The 21,695-nt window shown below is 57.0% G+C and carries 20 protein-coding genes; 7 read left to right on the forward strand and 13 right to left on the reverse strand.

Features of this window, described 5'->3' with window-relative positions; genetic code table 11:
• Nucleotides 1-99 precede the first annotated feature (99 nt).
• From nadE to KIH86_RS09760, 3 genes are all read right to left on the reverse strand, one after another.
• Nucleotides 100-909, reverse strand: coding sequence for an ammonia-dependent NAD(+) synthetase (nadE, locus tag KIH86_RS09750; protein ID WP_223084546.1), 810 nt, complete (start codon nt 907-909; stop codon nt 100-102).
• A 103-nt stretch (nt 910-1,012) separates the two neighbouring features.
• Complete coding sequence (locus tag KIH86_RS09755) at nt 1,013-1,447, reverse strand: BrxA/BrxB family bacilliredoxin (RefSeq protein WP_223084245.1); 435 nt, start codon at nt 1,445-1,447, stop codon at nt 1,013-1,015.
• 131 nt (nt 1,448-1,578) lie between these two features.
• A complete protein-coding gene (locus tag KIH86_RS09760) occupies nt 1,579-3,195 on the reverse strand; it encodes a two-component system sensor histidine kinase NtrB (protein ID WP_223084246.1) in 1,617 nt (538 codons plus the stop codon).
• A gap of 271 nt (nt 3,196-3,466) precedes the next feature.
• On the opposite strand from KIH86_RS09760, the gene KIH86_RS09765 reads away from it, so the two are divergent.
• The gene (locus KIH86_RS09765; protein ID WP_223084247.1) at nt 3,467-4,726 is read left to right on the forward strand and encodes a BaiN/RdsA family NAD(P)/FAD-dependent oxidoreductase; all 1,260 of its coding nucleotides are present in this window, start codon (nt 3,467-3,469) and stop codon (nt 4,724-4,726) included.
• A 193-nt stretch (nt 4,727-4,919) separates the two neighbouring features.
• Here the strand turns inward: KIH86_RS09765 and KIH86_RS09770 are convergent, their stop codons facing one another.
• The 3 genes from KIH86_RS09770 to KIH86_RS09780 all read right to left on the reverse strand — a co-directional run bounded on the left by KIH86_RS09770 (nt 4,920) and on the right by KIH86_RS09780 (nt 8,436).
• Nucleotides 4,920-6,176 carry an ABC transporter permease gene (locus KIH86_RS09770; protein WP_223084248.1) on the reverse strand — a complete coding sequence of 419 codons (1,257 nt, stop codon included), beginning with the start codon at nt 6,174-6,176 and terminating at the stop codon, nt 4,920-4,922.
• Nucleotides 6,177-6,193: 17 nt separating this feature from the next.
• Nucleotides 6,194-6,928, reverse strand: coding sequence for an ABC transporter ATP-binding protein (locus KIH86_RS09775; RefSeq protein WP_223084547.1), 735 nt, complete (start codon nt 6,926-6,928; stop codon nt 6,194-6,196).
• A gap of 188 nt (nt 6,929-7,116) precedes the next feature.
• Nucleotides 7,117-8,436 (reverse strand): MFS transporter, encoded by a 1,320-nt coding sequence (locus KIH86_RS09780; protein ID WP_223084249.1) that lies wholly within the window; start codon nt 8,434-8,436, stop codon nt 7,117-7,119.
• A 314-nt stretch (nt 8,437-8,750) separates the two neighbouring features.
• Here KIH86_RS09780 and KIH86_RS09785 point away from each other — a divergent pair, with 314 nt between their 5' ends.
• Nucleotides 8,751-9,218 (forward strand): MarR family winged helix-turn-helix transcriptional regulator, encoded by a 468-nt coding sequence (locus KIH86_RS09785; RefSeq protein WP_223084250.1) that lies wholly within the window; start codon nt 8,751-8,753, stop codon nt 9,216-9,218.
• A gap of 184 nt (nt 9,219-9,402) precedes the next feature.
• Nucleotides 9,403-9,705: a putative quinol monooxygenase gene (locus KIH86_RS09790; RefSeq protein WP_223084251.1), complete on the forward strand. Its 303-nt coding sequence runs from the start codon at nt 9,403-9,405 to the stop codon at nt 9,703-9,705.
• A gap of 69 nt (nt 9,706-9,774) precedes the next feature.
• Here the strand turns inward: KIH86_RS09790 and KIH86_RS09795 are convergent, their stop codons facing one another.
• The 3 genes from KIH86_RS09795 to KIH86_RS09805 form a co-directional block, all read right to left on the reverse strand.
• Complete coding sequence (locus KIH86_RS09795) at nt 9,775-11,280, reverse strand: MDR family MFS transporter (RefSeq protein ID WP_235775337.1); 1,506 nt, start codon at nt 11,278-11,280, stop codon at nt 9,775-9,777.
• A gap of 61 nt (nt 11,281-11,341) precedes the next feature.
• Nucleotides 11,342-11,917, reverse strand: coding sequence for a GNAT family N-acetyltransferase (locus KIH86_RS09800; RefSeq protein WP_223084252.1), 576 nt, complete (start codon nt 11,915-11,917; stop codon nt 11,342-11,344).
• A 153-nt stretch (nt 11,918-12,070) separates the two neighbouring features.
• Nucleotides 12,071-12,370, reverse strand: a complete 300-nt coding sequence (locus KIH86_RS09805) for a hypothetical protein (RefSeq protein ID WP_223084253.1) — start codon at nt 12,368-12,370, stop codon at nt 12,071-12,073.
• Between the two features lie 232 nt (nt 12,371-12,602).
• Here KIH86_RS09805 and KIH86_RS09810 point away from each other — a divergent pair, with 232 nt between their 5' ends.
• On the forward strand, nt 12,603-13,082 hold the full coding sequence (locus tag KIH86_RS09810) for a GAF domain-containing protein (RefSeq protein WP_223084254.1): 480 nt from the start codon (nt 12,603-12,605) through the stop codon (nt 13,080-13,082).
• Nucleotides 13,083-13,192: 110 nt separating this feature from the next.
• On the opposite strand, the gene KIH86_RS09815 is transcribed toward KIH86_RS09810, so the two are convergent.
• The 4 genes from KIH86_RS09815 to KIH86_RS09830 form a co-directional block, all read right to left on the reverse strand.
• Entirely contained in the window at nt 13,193-15,628 is a 2,436-nt protein-coding gene (locus tag KIH86_RS09815) for a glycogen/starch/alpha-glucan phosphorylase (RefSeq protein ID WP_223084255.1), read from the reverse strand.
• 68 nt (nt 15,629-15,696) lie between these two features.
• Nucleotides 15,697-16,800 (reverse strand): glucose-1-phosphate adenylyltransferase subunit GlgD, encoded by a 1,104-nt coding sequence (glgD, locus tag KIH86_RS09820; RefSeq protein ID WP_223084256.1) that lies wholly within the window; start codon nt 16,798-16,800, stop codon nt 15,697-15,699.
• Nucleotides 16,801-16,826: 26 nt separating this feature from the next.
• Nucleotides 16,827-17,990 carry a glucose-1-phosphate adenylyltransferase gene (locus tag KIH86_RS09825; protein WP_223084257.1) on the reverse strand — a complete coding sequence of 388 codons (1,164 nt, stop codon included), beginning with the start codon at nt 17,988-17,990 and terminating at the stop codon, nt 16,827-16,829.
• An 87-nt stretch (nt 17,991-18,077) separates the two neighbouring features.
• On the reverse strand, nt 18,078-18,389 hold the full coding sequence (locus KIH86_RS09830) for a hypothetical protein (RefSeq protein ID WP_223110418.1): 312 nt from the start codon (nt 18,387-18,389) through the stop codon (nt 18,078-18,080).
• 289 nt (nt 18,390-18,678) lie between these two features.
• Here KIH86_RS09830 and KIH86_RS09835 point away from each other — a divergent pair, with 289 nt between their 5' ends.
• Genes KIH86_RS09835 through KIH86_RS09845 form a run of 3 tightly spaced genes read left to right on the forward strand, consistent with a single transcriptional unit; the run spans nt 18,679 to nt 21,663 of the window.
• A complete protein-coding gene (locus KIH86_RS09835) occupies nt 18,679-19,365 on the forward strand; it encodes a response regulator transcription factor (protein WP_223084258.1) in 687 nt (228 codons plus the stop codon).
• Nucleotides 19,362-21,047, forward strand: coding sequence for a sensor histidine kinase (locus KIH86_RS09840; RefSeq protein ID WP_223084259.1), 1,686 nt, complete (start codon nt 19,362-19,364; stop codon nt 21,045-21,047). Before KIH86_RS09835 ends, KIH86_RS09840 begins: the two co-directional genes overlap by 4 nt.
• Nucleotides 21,048-21,096: 49 nt before the next feature.
• Nucleotides 21,097-21,663 carry an FAD-dependent oxidoreductase gene (locus KIH86_RS09845; RefSeq protein ID WP_223084260.1) on the forward strand — a complete coding sequence of 189 codons (567 nt, stop codon included), beginning with the start codon at nt 21,097-21,099 and terminating at the stop codon, nt 21,661-21,663.
• The last annotated feature ends 32 nt before the right edge of the window (nt 21,664-21,695 follow it).

Below are 21,695 nucleotides of genomic sequence, written 5' to 3' on the forward strand. Positions count from 1 at the left end.
CCCTCCGTCCTTCTTCCCGCTCTCATCCCCGGTCATCCGTAATCCGTGATCCGGCCTGCCGCAGACAGCTGCGGCGGCGCGGGAGACGGCTCCACAGGTTCATATACCGGGGATGGTGCTTCGCTTGTGAACCGTTCTCCGGTAGTGATCCTCCAGCCGCTGACTGATCTCGGGCTTCACAGTCCGCCCCTCCAGATAATCGCTGTTATCCTCGTAGCTTACGCCCAGCTCAGCTTCGTCGCTCTGCCCTGGCCACAGCCCGGCGGTCGGCGTCTTGGCGATAATGCCGGCCGGAACGCCCAGATAATCGGCCAGCTTCCGTACCTGGCGCTTGTTCAGGGTGCGCAGCGGCGCGATATCCACGGCTCCGTCTCCCCATTTGGTATAGAAACCGGCGATCGCCTCTGAAGCATGATCCGTGCCCACGACAAGCAAGTGGTTCTCGGAGGCCAGCGCATACTGCACTGTCATTCGCATTCTGGCCTTGACATTCCCCTTGCTCTGATGCGTCAAATGGCGGTGCTGCCCGAGCGCCTTCAGCGCGTATTCCGTCTCCAGGGCAATTTCGTCAACCGCATCCCCGATATTCGTCTCCACAGTATGCTCCAGGCCAAGCGCCTTCGCCACAGCGTAGCTGTCCTCAATATCCTCCTGCTCCCCATAGGGCTGAAAAACGCCGAGCGTCATATAGCTCTGCCCTTCCTGTACGGCAAGCTCATCCGTCGCCCTCTTGCACAGGGACGCCGCCACAGCGCTGTCCACACCGCCGCTAATGCCGATGAGCAGCCCACGGGCGTTCGACTCGAGCAGATAGGCTTTCAGAAAATCAACCCGCTTCCGAACCTCCGATTCGGCTTCGATCTCCGGCTTTACTCCAAGCGCTTCGATAATTTCGCGCTGCATGCCCACGAACATTCACTTCCTCTCATCTTAAGTTCAAATCCGGAAACAAAGAATCCCGCGGCACCGAACTGACGGTGCCGCGGGACGCAGGAATCTATAGCTTCGCTGTTTATTGGCAGTATTGCTCGAAAATATCCTTCAGCTCAGCGGCGATTTCAGCGGCCGAACGATTCTCGACCCCATGGCGCTCGATAAAGTGCACGAGTTCTCCATCCTTCATCAAAGCGATCGATGGCGAGGATGGCGGGTAGGGAGCGAAATATTCGCGGGCTTTGGCCGTTGCTTCCTTATCCTGTCCGGCAAACACCGTGAACAGATGGTCAGGCTGAACGTCGCTCTGCAGTGCCTGGGCCACGCCAGGGCGGCATTGACCGGCGGCGCAGCCGCACACGGAGTTGACGACGACAAGCGCAGTGCCTTTGGCTCCCGGGAGCGCAGCTTCCACTGCTTCCGGCGTTGTAAGCTCGGTGAACCCGATGTTGGTCAGATCGTCACGCATCGGCTGAATGGTATCTCTCATATATTGGTCAAAAGACATGGACATGGTTGGCACTCTCCTTTGCTATATTACTAACTTTATTATACAGTCCCACTCTCTGAAAGCAAGATACCCGTGCAAAGTCAAGCGAATGCGTCACAGTCCAAGCGGCTTTTCGCTGAAGGAGAACGGCCTCTTCACTCGGCCTCGCAGGGCAGGGAGACGGTAAAGACTGTACCTGCTCCAGGTGCGGATTCGACGGTAATCGTCCCGCCATGACGTTCAATAATGCTGAGGCACAGCGGAAGCCCCAAGCCCGTCCCTTGTTCTTTGGTTGTAAAAAAGGGGGTGAACAGCTTGCCGAGCTCCGTCTCCGTCATCCCGCTGCCTGTATCCCTGACCAACAGCTCGGCTCTGCCAAGAGCACACCGGGTCTCAAGAGTCAGAACGCCCTTGGGCTGCATCGCTTCCATCCCATTACGTCCCAGATTAAGGATGACCTGCTTGATTTCCTTGCTGTTCAAACGCAAAGCCGGCAGCGATTCGCACAGCTTCAGCTCTACGCTCTGGCCGCGCAGGTTGGCGTCCGCCCAGAGCAGCGGTGCGAGCTCATCAAGCAGCACATGCAGATTGACATCTTCTTTGGTCGGCAGCCCGCTGCGTGCAAGCGACAGAAAATCATTAATAATACCGTTCGCCCTGTCCAGCTCCTCCATCACAATCTGGAAGTAGGATTCCATGTCGGGCGGACATTTCTCATGCATCAGCTGCAGAAATCCCCGCACTACAGCCATTGGATTCCGGATTTCATGTGTAATTCCGGCCGCCATCTGTCCGACGAGCGACAGGCGCTCGACATGGCTCAATTCGCTGCGGATCTTCTCTTCTTCCGTCATATCCTGTATAACGATCACCATGCCGCCGTGCTTATTCTCCTCTTTGGACATAAGCGGAGTAGCCATGAAATGAATCACGCGCCCGTAGCAGAGGACGGTTTCGGCGGCTCTTTGTTTGCGTTGTATAATGCTCAGCATCCGATCGATTTCCGGTGTAATCGTGAGCTTTAGCATATGTATGAGATCGAAGGCTGTCCGGTTGACAATCTCCCCTTTGGTCACACCGGGTAAGCGGGTCGATATTTTATCCATAAGTGTTTCGTTCAGGCTTATGATTCTAAAATTATCGTCGAGGGCGATGATGCTCATCGGCACCATATCGGTGATCTGACGGAGATTGTCGGTCTCCTGTCTGAATTTCTCGGACAGGCTCGCGATCCGCCCATCCACCTCAAGCTTGTCCCAAGTCGTCTCAAGCAAATAAATATAGAGCGCGCCGGCGGCCAAATACAGAGCCATGGCTATGCTGATCAGCAGCATGTGCCGCGTATCGGTTTCATGGTAATTCCAGCCCGATTCCGCCGAGGTGTACACCATCAGAACAAGACTTGGCACCAGAGCCGCCCATAGAACCAGAACTTTTTCCATTACCGAACCCAGCCTGAATTTGCCCGACATCCCGAACAACAGCGGGCACATCAGTAAGCCGGAGTTGAGCAGAAGATGACTGGGAACATCCTTCAGGGATGATACGTACATGCTGCCAAACATCAGTGCGACTAGACCCGTCCGGGTGCGGGAACTGCCGTACAGAATACCGATAAAGGCGGGCAGAAGCCCCCAATTGATATAGAATGCCCCGAACATCTTGCCGGACAGCAGCGAGCACAGCAGCAGGCTGAAGCCGCAGGCGATCAAGAGGAAGACGGGATGGCTCGGAAGGTTCGGATTTCTGGGTTTGATGGGGCCACGGATCATTTTCCATTGGACGAGAAGTACAAATGAGGCAGAAGCGGAAAGCTGCAGGAGGATATTTTTGATCTCGGTTATAAGAATGAGGATCACCGCCCGGACTGCATATTTAGGAATGCAAGTCTAGATTAAGGCATAATGGGGCTTTCTGACAATTACGGAATCTGTATCGGTGCCGTTTAATGGAGAGAACGGTCTTGACTGGCTCCCGGCAGGGCAATAATGGTATGATGGCCGTGATCAATATTCAAGCCTTATTTGCAAAAAGGAGCCTTTCATGAGTTCTTATGATGTCATCGTCATTGGCGGCGGTCCTTCCGGCCTCATGGCCAGCGTTGCGGCGGCGAAGCATGGAGCCTCCGTCCTGCTGGTCGACAAGGGCGCGAAGCTCGGCCGGAAGCTCGGCATCTCCGGAGGAGGCCGCTGCAATGTTACCAATATGAAAGAAAGGGACGAGCTGATCGCCCACATTCCGGGCAACGGCCGCTTCCTGTACAGCGCGCTGGATCATTTCGACAACCGTTCGATCGCAGCCTTCTTCGAGGACCTGGGAATCCGTCTCAAGGAAGAAGATAACGGCCGGATGTTCCCCGTCTCCGATAAGGCATCGAGCGTCGTCTCCGCCCTGATCGGCAAAATCAAGGCGCTCGGTGTCTCCATCCTGACAGACAGTCCGGTCCGCGAAGTCCTGTACGGCGAGGACCGTGTTCGAGGGGTCCGGTTGGCCTCCGGCAAGGAATTGAAGGCGAGGTCGGTTATTATTGCGACAGGCGGCAAATCTGTGCCGCAGACGGGCTCCACAGGCGACGGCTATCCCTGGGCGGAGGCTGCCGGCCACACCATTACGGACCTCTATCCGACAGAGGTGCCAATCGTCTCGCGTGAGGGCTGGATCAAGTCCGGCGAGCTTCAGGGCCTGTCGCTGCGCGATGTCACACTAACGGTCTGGAATGAAAAGGGCAAGAAGCTCATTTCCCACCGGGGCGACATGATCTTCACCCATTTCGGCCTCTCGGGACCAATCGCCCTGCGCTGCAGCCAGTTTCTGCGGCAGGTGCAGCGGCGGACCGGCAAGCCCGAGGTGGACATGTCCATCGACCTGTTCCCCGATCTGCGGCCGGATGAAGCCGAGCGTCTGATCCGGGAGAAGCTGGAGGCTGAGCCGAAGAAGGCGGTGCGCAACATCCTTAAGGGAATGCTGCCGGACCGGCTGGTCCCGCTGGCTTTGGCCAAGTCCGGCATCGACGGCGACGTAACAGGCATACAGCTCTCCAAGACCGGTCAGACCACGCTGGCCGGCTTCCTCAAGCGCATGCCGGTAACCGTCCACGGCACCCGCTCTCTAGAGGAAGCGTTCGTGACCGGCGGCGGCGTTCAGCTGAAGGAAATCCAACCTGGCACGATGGAATCGAAGTTGATGCCCGGCCTGTATTTCTGCGGCGAAATCCTCGATATTCACGGGTATACGGGGGGCTACAACATCACCGCCGCATTCTCCACGGGGTATACGGCGGGCATGCACGCGGCGGAGTCGTAAAGCGGGCTGGAGTTGAGACTCCCGGGCTGCGTGCGGCGGAGGACAACTTGGGAATCGCACGGCAAGCGGGTGCGCAATCCGGGAGTCCGGGACAACATCAAAAGCGCGGCCAGAGGACTCCCTCGGCCGCGCTTTTCGTCTTGTACACGGTTGTGCATCTTGCAGCGGCGACTGTCCTTTCGCCTTCGCCGCCTTACCGGGGCAGGCGGATGGCCGCGAACATCCGGGAAGCGATGAGGCCGAGCACGATGCCAGCCGGAATGAAGCTGATCAGCCCCCACCAGCCGTATAGCGGTATGCAGACACACGCCGCCGATAGGACGGAAAAAGGCGAAATCAGCAGCGGCACCGCCAAAGTTCCCGCGTCTGCCTTCTGCCCTTTATCGAGCGGCAGCATGGCGATAAAATCATCCGCAGCGAACAGCTTCCAGAAAGACAGCAGCCAATACGCCATCAGAACGGTCAGCACAATGCAGATAATCCATTTCAGGAAGCTTGGCACCATCAGAATCGCAATGATGCTGACCCCGGTGAACTGCAAATACAGCTTGAGATGCCCGGGATTGCGGACAAAAGCCTTGATGGATGCGTCAGCCAGCCGGCTCTCTGGCGAATAGGTGCGCAGCAGCGGGCGCGACCGCCGGAAAATCCAGGGCTTGTGGCGGGTTGGCCGCGGCTTGTCGATAACGCCCCGCAGTAGAAGCCCCGCAATCTTCATTCGCTGCTTGAAATCCTCCCGCACATCGCCGAGGAAGGTGCCGGATAGCGACATCCGCGAACGGTAGGCCAGCACGGCACCGGCGGCATAGACGGCAGCGGCGAGCAGCAGCAGTCCGGTCGACGCGCTGAAAAGCCAGGCGAGGCGAATAAACAGGACGCTCGGCAGAGCAGCCGCCGTCAGCCACAGCCACCTGCGCCAGCCCGTCTTCCGCACCCGCGCATGATGCTTGAGCAGCTTGACGCAGGCGCCGCAGCACAGGCTGAACGCGAGCAGAGCTAATGCCTGCGGGCCGCTGATGCCGTACCCGCGCACCATAAAGGGCAGCAGCACGAGAAAGCCCGCCGCAAGCATCAGTCCTGTCACTGTCAGGCTGTACAGGATGCCGCCCCGCATAACCGTGCGCAGCCATTTCGGATGCTGGCGGAGGAACAGCAGATCCCCCTCATGAAGCAGCAGCACGATGCCGCCCTGCATCAGCAGGGCGAGGATGGCCGGGAACATGGCGTAGGGCATGACCCCCACCCAACCCGGCAACGGATCATGCCAGAAGCCGTAGTAATAACGGCCGCCGAGCAGCGCTCCGGGAATCAGGATATAGAGCAGCACCGTCCAGTCCGCAGCCGTGCGGATTATGGCCATTTGCTCCTTCCAGTGATGGGTAAGCCGCAGCCGGAGCAGACTGCCCGGGGACGGCACGCGGAAGCCGTCCGATTCGTATCGTTGGTTCATCTTCGCGCTCCTCCCGTCTAGGCCAGCGCGTCGAAGCAGTCGAACAGCGACGCCTCGGGCATCCCGGCTGTGGCGCGAATATCTTCGAGCGTGCCGGAGGCGGCGACCCGTCCCGCCGATACCAGCACGAACGAGTCGCAGATCTTCTCGGCCGTGTCCAGCACATGCGTTGACATCAGCACGCCGGCGCCGCGGCGGCGCTCCGCATCCAGGAGACGCAGGAAATCCTTCGTCGCCCGCGGATCGAGGCCTATGAACGGCTCGTCCACGATGTAGACATCGGGCTTCGCCAGAAAGCCGAGCAGCAGCATCATTTTCTGCTTCATGCCTTTGGAGAAGCCGGCCGGCAGATCATCGCGCACATTCTCCATGCCGAAGAGATGCAGCAGACGCTCCGCCTGTTCTTTAAAAGCTCCGTATTCCAGCCCGTGGGCTGCGGCGGACAAATCCAGATGCTCCCATAGCGTCAGATCCTCATAGAAAATCGGCTGCTCGGGCACATAGGCATAGGTTCCGGCATCTCCACCGATGGACACCGATGCCTTGGCATATTTCAGCAGACCGAGCAGCGTCTTGATCGTCGTGCTCTTGCCCGCCCCGTTCGGGCCGATCAGGCCCAGCAGCTGGCCGCGCCGGACGGTGAACGAAATGTCAGCGATCCGTACATCGCCCTCTTCATAGCCGGCTTCCTGAATGGCTACGTCCAGCACGATATCCTCGCCCGAAGCGCTTGTATGGCCATCGGCGGACATCCTCGATTCGTTGCCTTTCTGTATCTCTGCTTCCTTCTCTTCCGCCCGCTCTTCCATATCTCTCATTCTGTCTCCATCTCCCGAAACCGCACAGAAGCGGGGTCCCTCGTACAGGCTCCCCGCTGCTTATCGCGATTCATGCTTTTCCTTGCATTTTCCACCCTATCTTATCATGCGTCCGGAAGTTTTTACAGCAGGGAATGAGCGGCGGAGGAGCTATCCTGCGCTGCTACCGCGACGGCGCTGTCACGGCGTTCGATATACCCGCGCAGCCCCAGAGCGAGCAGCCCGAGCAGTATCGCGGACAGGCCGGATACGATGAACGCAACCACCGGCCCGGATGCCGTAACCAGCGCGCCGCCGGCGACCGGTCCCAGAATGACCGCCGCGCTGGTCAGGCTGTTCGCGGTGCCGAAGACGCGGCCGGTATACGCCTCGGGCGTCCGTTTTTGCAGCATTGCTGAGAAAGGAACGAAGACGAAGCCAGCTCCGGCGCCGGCCAGGAGAAAGGCCGAGAACAGGGTGATATAGATCAGCGTGCCGGGTGTGCCGTAAGCCGTAACAACCGCTGCGACAGCAAATACGAGGCCCATCAGCGCAGCGCCGCCGCCCATAAACACCAGCGGTCGGCGCGAGGCGCCGAGTTTGCCCGCTGCAAGCGCCGCGATCAGTGTGCCAAGACCGCTCGCTCCTACACACCAGCCAAGCAGATCGCCGCTGACACCGGGGATAATTCTGAACAGCGTCACAACCTGGGAGTCGGCGATGTTGAGAACGAACAGAGCACTGACAAGCATGATAACGCCGCTCATTACAATGGGCATGCTGGCGATCAGGCGGAGGCCCGCGGACAGCTCGCTGCGGAAGGATGCCGCATTCTTCCGGCTGGCATGCTCTCCGGCAGGGGCGGCCGCTCTCCGTTCGCGCGGCAGAAAGACCAGTATCGCGGCCGAGGCGAGGAAGGTGCCGGCATCGATCAGATAGCAGACGGATACGCCGAATGCCGCTACCAGGAGTCCGCCTGCGGCCGGGCCGATGATCTTGGTGATCTGCTCGATCGCAGAGCTGATGCTAACCGCACTGTCCATCTGCGAGGAGGAGACGAGTTCCTTCAGCTTGCCGCTTTTGGCCGGAGAGAAGACGACATCCATGGCTCCCTTCAGCAGCAGAAGCAAATAGACCTGAAACAGCGAATTCGCAAAAATCAGTGCACCCACAATGACCACACGGATGAGGTCAGAACCGATCATCAGCGCCTTGCGGTTCATTCGGTCAGCAGCCAGCCCGGCGAGCGGACCGCCGAGCAGCATGGGAACGGCCATACAGAGGGAGACAGCGGCGATCTCCCAGGGAGTCGCATGCCATTTCAATCCCACCATGGTCAGCAAGGCCAGCACATACAGCCAATCTCCGATGTTTGATACAAGCTGCGCGGCTAGAAGCCGCATCAGAGGCCGGTTAGCCGTCAGCCTGGGACCAGAGCTCTTCATTGTGTTTACAGTAGACATTCACGTTCACTCCATTCTTCCGTTTGGTTTTCGTACCTTTATCTTAAGACGGAAGAGTGAATGAACCATCGGCCTCCGGGATGGAAGCTCGCGTTCCCCGGGTCTGATTTTTGCCTCAGTCCGGGGATGTAAAGCATTTTGATTTTTAATAATTAAAAGTTGCTCATTGTGACAAATCACATGTTTTTCGAAAGTTTTTTAACGTATTGTATAAATAAATACAGGTACTGTAAAGGTGACCGTGCTCTCAGGTTGAAGTGTTGTTAACCCTGCGGGCGGCCCGCGTTAGAATAAATTAAAAGGGTGAGAGATGCATGATACAATCCTATGAACGCGATACCCAGCTGACGCTGCATTTGTATCGGGTGTTCGCCAAATCTTTCAAGAGCATCAATGAGCATGCCGTCATTGGAAGCAAGATCGAGGGATTCAATCCTACGGCCTTTGCTGTAATGGAAGTTCTCTATTATAAAGGGCCGCAGCCGATTCAACAGATCGGCGCCAAGCTGCTGCTCCAGAGCGGCAATGTCACGTACGTGATCGACAAGCTGGAGGAGCGCGGCTACCTGCAGCGCAAGCCCTGCGCCAGCGACCGTCGCGTGATCTTCGCGGAGCTTACGCCGGAAGGCGAGCAGCTGATGAACGATATGTATCCGAAGTACTCGGAGCGCATTCATCTCGCTTTCAGCGGCTTGAATGACGAGGAGAAGGAGCAGATGATTACACTGCTGAAGAAGATGGGCCTTCAGGCCGAGAAGCTGTCTCCGCTTCCCCGGAAATAGACTTAAGCTTGGCGAACATCTTCTTGCCCGCCCTAGCCGTACAACAACAACGCACGGAAATCCGCTCAAGGATTGCCGTGCGTTTCTTTTTGATGTCCAGCCATTTGAAGAATCCGAACATTCACTCTATGATGGATATCAAGTGCCCAATCCCAGATACACTAGGTGGAAAGGAGAAACTAGATTGGACAAATTGAGTTTATATACAAAATTCACCACTCATGAAGGTCAACGCGACACACTTGCTCAGATGCTGTTGGAAGCCGCAAGCGGCATGGAAGACGTTCACGGCTGCGTTTTGTATGTGGTTAACCTTCCCGAGAACGACGCGAGCAGCGTGTGGGTGACCGAAATCTGGAGTGATGCGTCAGCTCATCAAGCCTCATTATCGCTGGAGGAGTCCAAGAGACTCATCCAGAAGGCAAGACCGCTCATTGCGGGTATCGAACAAACTAAGCTCCGTCCGCTCGGCGGAAAGGGCATTTAACTCTATTAAAAATAAACGGGCTTGATATTTAACCAACCGAGTGAAGCGGGCGCGTCAGTCGCCTCGGCTTCAGGCAGACAGCTTGTCTCCCTCCTGCTCCTGCGACGGGACGCCGGTGTGCAGCCCCCAGGAAACGAGAAGAGACAGCGCCGATATGGCCGCCATCATTAGAAAGAGCGAATGCAAACCGCCCTCAAGTGCCGTCCGCAGAATGCCGTTTACGCTGCCGGTAGAAGCAGCTCCCTCCCCACCGTTCAGCAGCTTGTTGACGTCCTCGGCGCTCACGCCAGCCGAAGCGGAATTTTCCAGCAGCCGGGCGATTCGCAGGTTCAGCCATGAGCCGAACACGGCGACGCCTACCGTCTGGCCCAGCGAACGGGTGAAGGTGTTCAACGCTGTGGACGCCCCTCTCATCTCGCGGCCGACCGAGGACTGGGCGATGATGGTGAACACCGTCGAGCAGTAGCCGAAGCCGACGCCGCACAGCAGCGTTAGCAGGAGCAGCCAGAGCTTCGGCGTCCCCTGGCTCAGCAGGGCAAGTCCGGCGGCGCCCGCCACGATCAGCGCAAGCCCCAGCATCGCCGTCCGGCGCGAGCCCGCTCGCAGAATCATGCGTCCGCCCGCCACGGAGCCGAACATCCAGCCGACCGACATCGGCGCCAGCAGCAGACCGGAAAGCGCTGCGCTTCCCCCATCGACACCCTGCACCCACAGTGGCACGTAGGTGGACAACCCGATAATCAGCGTGCTGACGAGAAGATTGGCCCCGGTCGAGTACGCGATATTGCGCACCCGGAACAGGTTCAAGGGCAGCATCGGCTCCGGAACGCGACGTTCCACCGCCAGGAATAAGGTGAGCAGTACTGCGGCTCCCGCAATCGCAGCGATAATGAGCGGCGAGCTCCAAGGGTAGGTCTGGCCTCCCGTGGAAAGAGCGAACAGCAGCGCGCTCATGCCTACTGCGAACAGCAGCACACCCCAGCCGTCGATCTGCGTCTTGCGGCGTACGTTCTTCTCTTTCAGGAATCGGGCGATGAAGAGAATCGCCAGGAGGCCGAACGGCAGATTGAAGACGAATACCCACCGCCAGCTTAGGTACTCAACCACATAGCCGCCAAGCAGCGGCCCGACCAGCGAGGAGATGCCCCAGACCGAGCTCAGCAAGCCCTGGGTCTTGGCCCGCTCTTCAATGCTGTATGTGTCGCCGATGATGGTGAACGTCATGGGAATGAGCGCGCCCGCCCCGATTCCCTGGAGCGCACGGAACGCCACCAGCTGCTCCATGCTGCCGGACAGGCCGCAGAGCAGAGAGCCCGTCAGGAAGACGGCTGTACCCCCGAGAAATACAGGCTTCCGGCCGAATAAATCGCTGACCTTGCCGAAGATCGGGGTCGTTACCGCCATGGCAAGCAGGTAGGCGGTAAAGATCCAGCTGAGCCACTGCATGCCTTCGAAGTCCCCGACGATTGCGGGTCCCGCCGGCCCCGTAACCGTTCCTTCGATCGCGGCCAGAAAAGTGGCGAGCAGCACACCGGTCAGGATGAGGCTGCGTTCCGTCATTTTTGGTAATTTCATGAAATCGTAATCCTTCTCTCTCTATCAATATCATAGGTGCATGGATGCTAGCGGCAGCAGCCTATCCTTTCAGGCCATCGTCCTCCCGCCATCCCCGTTGCAGGAGCGCATACATATCCACGTCGGCATATCCTTCGGGGGTATGCCGGTATTCCCGCAGCGTGCCCTCGCGCCGGAAGCCGAGCGACGACATCAGCCGTCCAGCCCGGATGTTGCCCGGCTGGCACAGTGCTTCGATCCGGTTCAGCCCCATTTCGCGGAAGCCGTATCCCAGAATCAGCGCGAGGGCTTCGCGCATATATCCCCGGCCTCGAAATGAGGGGGTCAGCTCACAGCCGATCTCGCCACGGAAAGCTCCAGTCAGCTGCCATTGATTATAACCGCAGCTGCCGATGACTTCACCTCCGTGCAGCGTAACGCTCCACCGCAGACTCTCCTGCACGGCCTCCATCTCCAGAAGGACGCCGATCATCGCCTCCGCTTCCCCTACCGATCCGGGAGGTGCAATTCCGAGCCAGTGTGCGGTTTCCGAATCACTCCAGCAGCGGAGAAGAGAATCGGCGTCCTCACGCCGCAGAGCGCGCAGCACAAGCCGGCGACCCGTCAGTATTGGCGCCATCCCAATGGTCATCTCCATGAGAGTCCCTCCTTTTTTCCAACTTATCCATTATACTGCACCTTGACTCACAAAAATAGCGTCCGAGAAGACCGGCAACCGCCGGGTCCCTTCAGACGCCATCGCTATCCATTCTATGCATACGTACCGGACTAGGCGAAATCCCCGCCCGCGTTACTCCACTTTGACCGCAGCCTTGGCCGGCTTGAGAACCTCGCTGCACAACAGCTCGAGCTTGGCCCGGATCTCCTTGAACTCCTCGATTCCCGTGCCCGTAATGCTGTACTCCTCGCCATGGGCGGTCAGAAAGTTGTCCTGTGTCAGCCGTTCCAGCTCCTGCTTGACTTCCCGCTCGCCTATACGATAGCCGAATCCCTCAAGCTCATTCTGCATATCCGTCACCGTCAGGTTCCTTTCGCGGGCGTTATAGAGCATGTGAATTCCAATAAACATGTTCTGAACATCGGCGCGCATTATACACTCCTTCCGGCCATTTAAGCCAGTCATTCGTTAGGGATATTCATGAAGTAATTACCCTGTGTCCGGAGGCGGGAAACACAATGCCTACCCGGAAACAGAACACATTTGAACTATTGTTTGACAAAACAATCCGGGGGCTTGACGGCTGCTCAAAGGCTGTACTATGTTGATTATTACAACCACTTTACGAAAGAGACAGACTTTTCCCACAGAAAGGTGATGCATCATGTTTCAGGCCATGCCCTATGACGGAACGCGCAGCGACCGGTTCGCCTCCGTTCTCTCCCAACTGGAGGCGTTAATCCAAGATGAACCGAACGCGATCGCCAACCTGGCGAATGCTTCGGCGCTGCTTAAATTTTCAATGGCGGATACGAATTGGGCGGGCTTCTACCTGTTCGACGGCACCGAGCTTGTACTGGGGCCGTTTCAGGGGCTGCCAGCCTGTATCCGCATCCCGCTCGGCCGCGGTGTCTGCGGCACAGCCGCGCAGGAACGCCGGACGCTAGTCGTGGACGATGTGCATGCCTTCCCGGGGCATATTGCTTGCGACGCTGCATCCAACAGTGAAATTGTCGTGCCTCTGGTCAAAGAAGGCCGGCTGCTTGGCGTCATGGACATCGACAGCCCGCTGAAGCACCGGTTTGACGACGAAGAACGGCGTTTCCTGGAACGCTTCGCTTCTGTTGTGCTCGACGTGCTGTAATCCGTCCTTTATCCCTTATATTCATATTTCTCAATCAAACGCCAAACGGCTGTGCTCCTCTATGGAGTACAGCCGTTTGATGTGTACCGGACTTTAGGGAACCGGCCAGGTTAATCCAGCGGGACCGGCCGGATGTTCCAGATTTCAGACGCATAGCGGCTGATCGTATTGTCGCTGGAGAACTTGCCGGAATGGGCGATGTTGATAATCGACTTCTTCAGCCATTCGCTGCGGTTGCGGTAAGCCCGGTCAATCTCGACATGCGTCTCGACATAGCTCGGGAAGTCCTTCAGCACGAAGAATTCGTCGTTGTTGTCGAGCAGCGAGCGGTAAATATTCTCGAAATCCTGGTGGAAACAGCAGATTGGCCCCGGTGTAATCAACTGTTCCAGCACCTCTTTGATCCGGCTGTCACTGTTGTACATATCGCGGGCGTAATAGCCGCCGTACTGATAATAATCCATAACCTGCTGAGCGCTCAGGCCGAACAGGAACATGTTGTCGGCTCCGACCATTTCATGCATCTCGACATTTGCTCCATCGAGCGTTCCGACCGTCAGCGCTCCATTCATCATGAATTTCATGTTCCCGGTTCCGGAGGCTTCTTTGCTCGCCGTCGAAATCTGTTCGCTGACATCCGCCGCCGGGATAATCTTCTCGGCCAGCGAGACGGAGTAGTTCTCCAGGAAGAAAATCCGGATCTTGCCGTTCACGTCCTTGTCCTTCTGAACGATGTCGGCTACGGTGTTGATCAGCTTGATGATCCGCTTCGCCAGATGGTAGCTCGGAGCAGCCTTGGCCCCGAAGATAAAGGTGCGCGGCACCATGTCGATCCCCGGACTGGCCTTGATCTGGTTGTAGAGATGGATGATGTGCAGGATATTGAGCAGCTGACGCTTGTAGGCGTGCAGGCGTTTGACCTGAACATCGAAGATGGAGTCCGGATCGACCTCGGTATGATGCTTGTACTTGATGTACTCCGCCAGACGCAGCTTGTTGCTGCGCTTGATCTCCCCGATCTTCTGCTGGAAGGAAGCATCCTCGCAGAGCTTGATCAGCCCGATCATTTCCTGCGGATGACGCATCCAGCGCGGCCCGATCGCTTCGGTGATGAGCGCAGCCAGCTCGGGATTGGCGTGCATCAGCCAGCGCCGGTGGGTAATGCCGTTGGTCTTGTTATTGAAGCGGTGCGGGTAAAACTCATCGAACAGCTTCATTTCCCGTTTCCGCAAAATATCGGTGTGAAGCGCCGCCACACCATTGACGCTGTGGCTCGCCACAATAGCCAGATGCGCCATCCGGACCTGGTCTCCGTAAATGATTGCCATCTGCGAAATCCGGTTCTGATCCCCCGGATACCGGTCCAGAAGCTGGGCGCAGAATCTGGCGTTAATCTCGTCAATGATCATGTACACGCGAGGGAGAAGCTCCCGGACCATGTTCACCGGCCATTTCTCCAGCGCCTCGCTGAGAATGGTATGGTTCGTATAGGAGACCATTCGCGTCGTCATGCTCCAGGCCTCATCCCATTCCAGGCCCTTATCGTCCATCAGAATCCGCATCAGCTCCGGAATGACCAGGGTCGGATGCGTATCGTTGATATGCAGAGCCACCTTGTCCGGCAGCGCGGACAGAGGCAGGTTCAGCTTCGAGAAGGTGCGCAGTATGCTCTGCAGACCCGCGCTGCAGAGGAAATACTGCTGCTTCAGGCGAAGCAGCTTGCCCTCGTACTGGGAGTCGTCCGGATAGAGGAATTCCGAAATGGATTCCACGGAGCGCTTGTATTCCAGGAATTTATGATAATCGGTTCCCGATTCAAGCCCCCGCGTCCGGTCCGGCTGAAGAATGGATTCCGCGCTCCAGTTGCGAAGCGTGTTCACATGCCGCCGGTCCGCTCCGATAATCGGAATATCATAAGCCACAGCGCGGACGGTCTCATAGTCCTTGTGCTCGAAGGTGAGGCGGTCTCCGATTTTACCGGTTTCAATCCGCCCCCAGAACCGGACATCGACGCTCTTGTCTTCCCGGCGGACCTCCCACACATTATCCTTCTGGAGCCAGGTATCGGGAAGCTCGACCTGATACCCGTCCACGATCTTCTGCTCGAACAACCCGTATTTGTACCGGATGCCGCAGCCGTGTCCCGCATACTGCAGCGAGGCGAGCGAATCCAGGAAGCAGGCCGCCAGCCGGCCGAGACCGCCGTTGCCGAGGCCTGCATCCGCTTCCTGCTCCTCGATGTCCTGAAGACGGAAGCCGAGATCGGCGAGTCCGTCCCGCACCATCTCCAGCACGCCCATGTTCAGCAAATTGTTGCCGAGCAGACGGCCGATCAGGAACTCCATCGAGAAGTAGTAGACCTGCTTCTCCCGGCCGTTCTTGTATTTCTGGTTCGTATCTGCCCAGTTCCGCCCGATCTGGGCGCGGACCAGACTGCCAAGCACCTGATAAACGTCGGCATCCGAGGCTTCTTCCAGCGGCTTGCCCAAGCTTGAGACCAAACGATCGACAAACGCTTCTTTGAATGCTTCTTTATTGGTAAACAACTGGCAGTTTCCTCCTGATCTCCATATTCGGGATAACGGCTGAGCCGGAATTCCTTGCACCATGTTCCTTACATTTTGCTGCTCTTGGCAATGACGAACGGACGCTTGCTGTCGCCGACCAGAATCCGGTCCCGGCTCAGCTGGACATCCTTGTCGAGAATCACGTTCTCGATCACAGCGTCCTCCTCGATCACGCATTTCTGCATGACGACGGAATTGACAACCCGCGCGCCCTTATGAATCTGAACACCGCGGAAGATGACGCTGTTCTCCACGGTTCCGGCGATCACGCAGCCGTTCGCCACAAGCGAGTTGCTGACGTTAGCGCTCTCCAGATAACGGGTCGGCGCCTCGTACTTGATTTTGGTCTGGATCGGATTGTCCCGGAACAGGCTCAGGTACTCCTCCCGCTTCAACAGCTCCAGACTGTTCTTATAATAGCTGGCCACCGAATTGATGACGGCGTGATAGCCGGTATACTCATAGGCCGCGATCTTGAGATTGCCGCGTCTCTTCTGGATGGCATCCCGGAAGAAGTAGCTCTCGCCATGAGCGATGCAGTATTCCACCTGCTGCAGAAAGAGCTCTTTTTCCATAATGAACAAATCCAGATAGACATTGGGATGGGTCTTCTCCTGGTGGATGTTCGTCACGAAGCCGTCTTCCCCGACCTCAAGCCGCAGGCAGGGATCATGCTCGGGCTGAAGCTGGTCGATCTTCTTGTAGACGAGCGTGACGTCAGCGCCTTTTTGAATATGATAATCGAACACTTTCTGGAAATCGGCCGTATTGATATGCTGGCTTCCGGAATGCACGATATATTTGGCGGATGCCCGTTTGAAGAAGTCCAGGTTGTTATGATAATGCTGAAGATCCCCGAGCGACGTATCGGTCGGATCATTCCAGTCCGGAGGCAGAATGAACAGCCCGCCATGCTTGCGGTTCATGTCCCAGGACTTCCCGTCTCCCAGATGGTCCATCAGCGAGCGGTATTTGCGGCGAACGAATACGCCAACGCTTTCAAGCTCGGCGTGCATCATATTGGACAGGACGAAATCGATCAGACGGTAACGGCTTGCAAAAGGTACGGCCGCCCCGCACCGGAAATAGGTCAATTCGTTCAAATGGTCCAATTCATGATCCAGATTGATTACTCCCATGAGCTGTTTCATTGAAATCCGTCCCCTTCTACAATGAATTATACGGTCTTGACCGGTATGGAGCGGCGTTTCTTGTTCCGGTTGTCGATCAGCAGAATTTCGTCCTCGTTCTCCCGCTCGGTTCCGATCTCCATGCCGTCCTCGATCACCGTATTCTCGCTGATGATGGCTTTATGAATGCGGACATTCTGGCCGATTTTGACCTTCGGCATGATTACGGAATCCGTAATGACGCTGCCTTCCCCTACCTCGACGCCATAGAAGAGGACGGAATGCCGCACATGTCCGCAGACGATGCAGCCCTCGTTGATGATGGAGCCGGAGACAGATGCGCCCGGAGCCACATACTGGGCGGGCTGATTCGGATTGCGTGTATAGATTCTCCAGGCAGGATCGTTCAGGTTAAGAGGCGGATTGTCGCTTAAAAGGTCCATATTGGCTTCCCAGAGGCTGTTGACTGTGCCGACGTCTCTCCAGTATCCCTTGAACGGATAGGCGTACATGGATCTGCCCTTGGAGAGCAGCGATGGCAGAATATCCTTGCCAAAATCATGGGACGAAGCCTGATTCTCGCCATCCTCCAGCAGGGCGCGGCGCAGAACCTCCCATTTGAAAATATAGACGCCCATGGAAGCCAGCGTGCTCTTCGGCTGGGCAGGCTTCTCTTCGAATTCGTAAATCTTCAGATCCTCTTGTGTATTTAAAATACCGAACCGGCTCGCCTCCTCCAAGGGGACGTCGATGACGGAGATCGTGCAGTCGGCATTTCTTTCCTTATGGTACTCAAGCATGGCATTGTAATTCATCTTGTATATATGATCGCCTGAAAGGATGAGCACATGCTCGGGATCGAACTGGTCGACGAATTTCAGATTCCGGTAAATGGCGTCAGCGGTTCCCCGGTACCAGCTGCTGCCGTCTTCCTTCTCATGCGGAGGCAGGACGTAGACGCCCCCGTTCTTGCGGTTCAAATCCCAATCGCTGCCGATGCCGATATAGGAACTCAGTACGAGAGGTTCATATTGAGTCAACACACCTACGGTGTCGATTCCCGAATTGGTGCAGTTGCTGAGCGGGAAATCGATAATGCGGTAGGTGCCTCCAAAATAAACAGCCGGTTTTGCAATCGATTTGGTCAAGCTCTTCAGTCTTTTCCCTTGACCTCCAGCCAAAAGCATGGCCACCATTTCCTTTTTCTTCATTAGGAAGAGCCTCCTTAACTTAGGGTAGTAAAGCTTCTTCAGTAGATGAGATAAAATGAGTGGTTCGATGAACGGCAGATAAAGAGTTCACAATGCATGATATGGCATGACAAAATGGAATAAACCGGTTGATTCGAAATCGTACAGAGTTGATTGGAAATACTGGAAAAATATTGATAACGGGGAATAATTTGAAAGGAACGAAAACTGCTCCGGACCTGATTCAGGGGAGATTGGCCCGGGGGATATATCCTTATTGTAAAGTGTTCGATATCCGCCGTCAAAACCCTTTCCCGCTTTTTTTCGTTCATTTATGCGCCGATCTAATATGCCAATTTTTTCTGCCGGCTGTCCTATGTTAAAATCGCTTCCTAAGCCTCCCGGATGTCCATTGTCCATCAAGAATTCGGAAGAATGTCATTTTCACCATATATTTAGGATTAACCATTTTGTTAGCTTATGAATGAACCCATGGCTTCATGATTCAGGTATTTTTCAGCAAACATTAAAGTTGTTGTGCCATAATGGAGAGGCAACCAAGCATTTTGTATAAATCCAAAGAGCGATTTCAAATCAACGATATATAGATCAGAGCGATCCCTGCTGTCTATATATGTACCAACAAGCGTTAATAATCGAATTATGCAAAATGCCGAAACGTTTGAACTTTCAGCTTGGAGGAATCGACATGAAAGCTCACCAAGGCATCCGTCTTCTGTTGGTTGACGATGAGCCTCATATTCTCCAGTTTCTGGAACTGGGGCTGATAAATGAAGGATTTGATGTAAGGACGGCTCAAGACGGTCTTTCTGCACTCTCGATTGCCGCCGATTTCAAGCCGCATGTGGCGATACTGGACATCATGATGCCGGGTATGGACGGCTTCGAGGTATGCCGGTATCTTCGGAACGAGGAAGCCGAGCTTGCCGTCATCATGCTGACGGCCAAGGACGAGGTCGATGACCGCGTCAAGGGGCTATCCATCGGTGCCGACGATTATATGGTCAAGCCGTTCAGCTTCGATGAACTGCTGGCCCGCATTCAGGCGCGGCTGCGCAACCAGTTCCCGGGGCTGCTCGGCGAGGTGCGCTGCGGTCCCTTCCGGATTGACAGCCGGCGCAAGGAGATCCGCTTCAGAGACGAAGTGCTGGAGCTCTCGCCGACGGAGTACGAGCTGCTGCAATATATGGTCATCAATCACGGACTTGTCCTGAGCAAGCCGATGATTCTCGACAAGGTGTGGGGCTACGACTTTGGAGGCGAGGAAAATATCGTGGAGGTGTACATCCGTTCCCTCCGCGAGAAGCTCGGAGACAAGGAGCACCGGATTATCCGCACGCTGCGCGGGGCAGGCTACCGGGTGGATCTGGTATGAAGAACCTGTTCTCGGCTGTCCGCAGCCGGATTCATCCCCCCCGCTCCCTCAGCAGGCAGCTGCTCGCCATTTCCCTGCTGATCCTGTCTGCGCTGCTGCTGCTGATCGGCATTTTCCAGTACGCCATTATGCGGAACTTCCTGTATTCGAGCCGGGCGGAGGCCATGCAGTCCCAAATCCGCTCCGTTCCCCGATTCTTTGAATCGCCTTTCTTCTTTCAGGAGAACGGTTCTCTGTCTTCTCCGGAGTCGGGGAACGGCTCGGCAGGCGGCAATGCGGGGGCAGGTTCAGGTGGAAAAACGGAAGATGGCACCGATGCAAATATAACAGATGCCCCAGCCTCTCCCGCTCCCGACGCCATTGCCGGGCAGAGCCCGGATTCGGGTCAGGAATCCGGATTCCCCGGAGGGTCATCGGGCCGCCGGCCCGTGCTGCTCGACGCCGACATGACGATCGCCATGTACACGGCGGACGGCACCTTCACCGATCTGCAGCCGGAATCGCTGGCAGCCTATCCCGCTCCGCGGATGAGCGACGCGGAATATGAGCAGCTGCTGAATAAGCACAAGCCCAGCAACCGTATGTCGGACAACTACAAGCTGCTGAAGGCGAGCGACGGCAGCGAGCAGCTCGCCGTGTTCATGACCTTCGGGCGCCCGGAGAACCCCACGGGCATCCTGCAGATGACTGCGGCGACGGCTTCACTGCGCAGCGTCATTATGCGTCAGCTGCTGACGTTCGTCGGCTTGTCCGCGGCCGCTCTGGCCGGCGGGCTGCTGATCTACCTGCCCTCCATCCGCCGGGCGCTCTCCCCCCTGTCCAACATGGGCAGAACCGCTCAGGTCATCGACGCGGGCAATCTGGATGTCCGGTTCCCCGTCTCTCAGGGACAGACCGAAATCGACCAGCTGTCCCATTCGTTCAACGCGATGCTGGAGCGGCTGGAGTCCTCCTTCCGGAACGAGCGGGAAGCCAAGGAACAGATGCGCCGCTTCGCCGCCGACGCCTCGCATGAACTGCGGACTCCGCTGACTTCGATTCACGGATTTCTGGAGGTGCTGCTCCGGGGAGCGGCCGAGAACAAGGATCAGCTCTACAACGCGCTGAACAGCATGCACGGCGAATCAAGGCGCATCAACAAGCTGGTGGAGGATCTCCTCCTCCTCGCCCGGATGGACGGCGCGCCCCAGCTTCGCGCCCGAGAGCTGGAGCTCGACCAGGTCATCGACCAGATGCGTCCCCAGTTGGAGATGCTGGCAGGAGAACGCACCGTCGACTTTGACCTCTCGATCGGTATCCGAGGCGTCTATGACCCTGACAAAATCAAACAGGTCATGCTCAATCTGTTCCAGAACGCGGTCCAGCATACCGATCCCCAGAGCGGCAGAATCGCCATCTCCCTGCATGGATCGGGCGCAAAAGCTGAACTGATCGTGAAGGACAACGGGAACGGCATCCCCGCCGAGCATCTTCCACATGTATTCGACCGGTTCTACCGCAGCGATCCTTCCCGGGCCCGCCGGTATGGCGGCTCCGGGCTGGGCCTGTCGATCTCGAAGTCGATCATCGAAGCGCACGGCGGCGAGATATCCGTTACCAGCACGCCGGGGCGGGGCTCGGCATTCACCATCACGCTGCCCTGCCTCCAGGCATTGGCAATGAAGTCCCGGAACGAGCTATAATTAAATATTGAAGCAGGGTTTCATACCTAAACGTTCAGGAGGGGTTAACATGTACGAAATCGCTGTAATCGGAGCCGGCCCGGCCGGCGCCAGCGCCGCGCTCTTCGCCGCCAAGGCGGGAAAGGCGACGCTGCTGATCGATAATGACAAGGGAATGACCCGCAGAGGCTGGTACGAGAACTATTACGGAATTTCCGAAATCGGCGGACCGGAACTCGTGGAGACCGGCCATAAGCAGGCGGTCAAATTCGGAGCGGAGCTGGTAGCGGACCAGGCGGCCTCCATTTCGAAGAGCGGCGAGGGCTTCACGATCCAGACGGAAAGCGGCGGAACCTACGAAGCCAAGCATGTGATTCTGGCAACCGGCGCGCTTACCGAGCTGGCGGCTCAGTCGGGTGTCACGACCAAGGAGGGCCCGGAGCCGAGAATCAAGACGGTCGTCGCGGTGGACGCTGCCGGCCGGACGAATATCGAAGGCATTTGGGCAGCGGGTACGGTTGCCGGCGTGAGCGTCCATGCGATCATTACGGCAGGCGATGGCGCCAAGGTTGCGGTCAACGTCATCAGCGAGCTGAACGGCGCCCGCTATGTCGACCATGATGTGCTGAAGGCATAGTTAACAACGGACAGGTTCTCGGTCCCCGAAGG

Origin of the sequence: Paenibacillus sinensis (assembly GCF_019904155.1) — a bacterium.
GTDB classification, from domain to species: Bacteria; Bacillota; Bacilli; order Paenibacillales; family Paenibacillaceae; genus Paenibacillus_AQ; species Paenibacillus_AQ sinensis.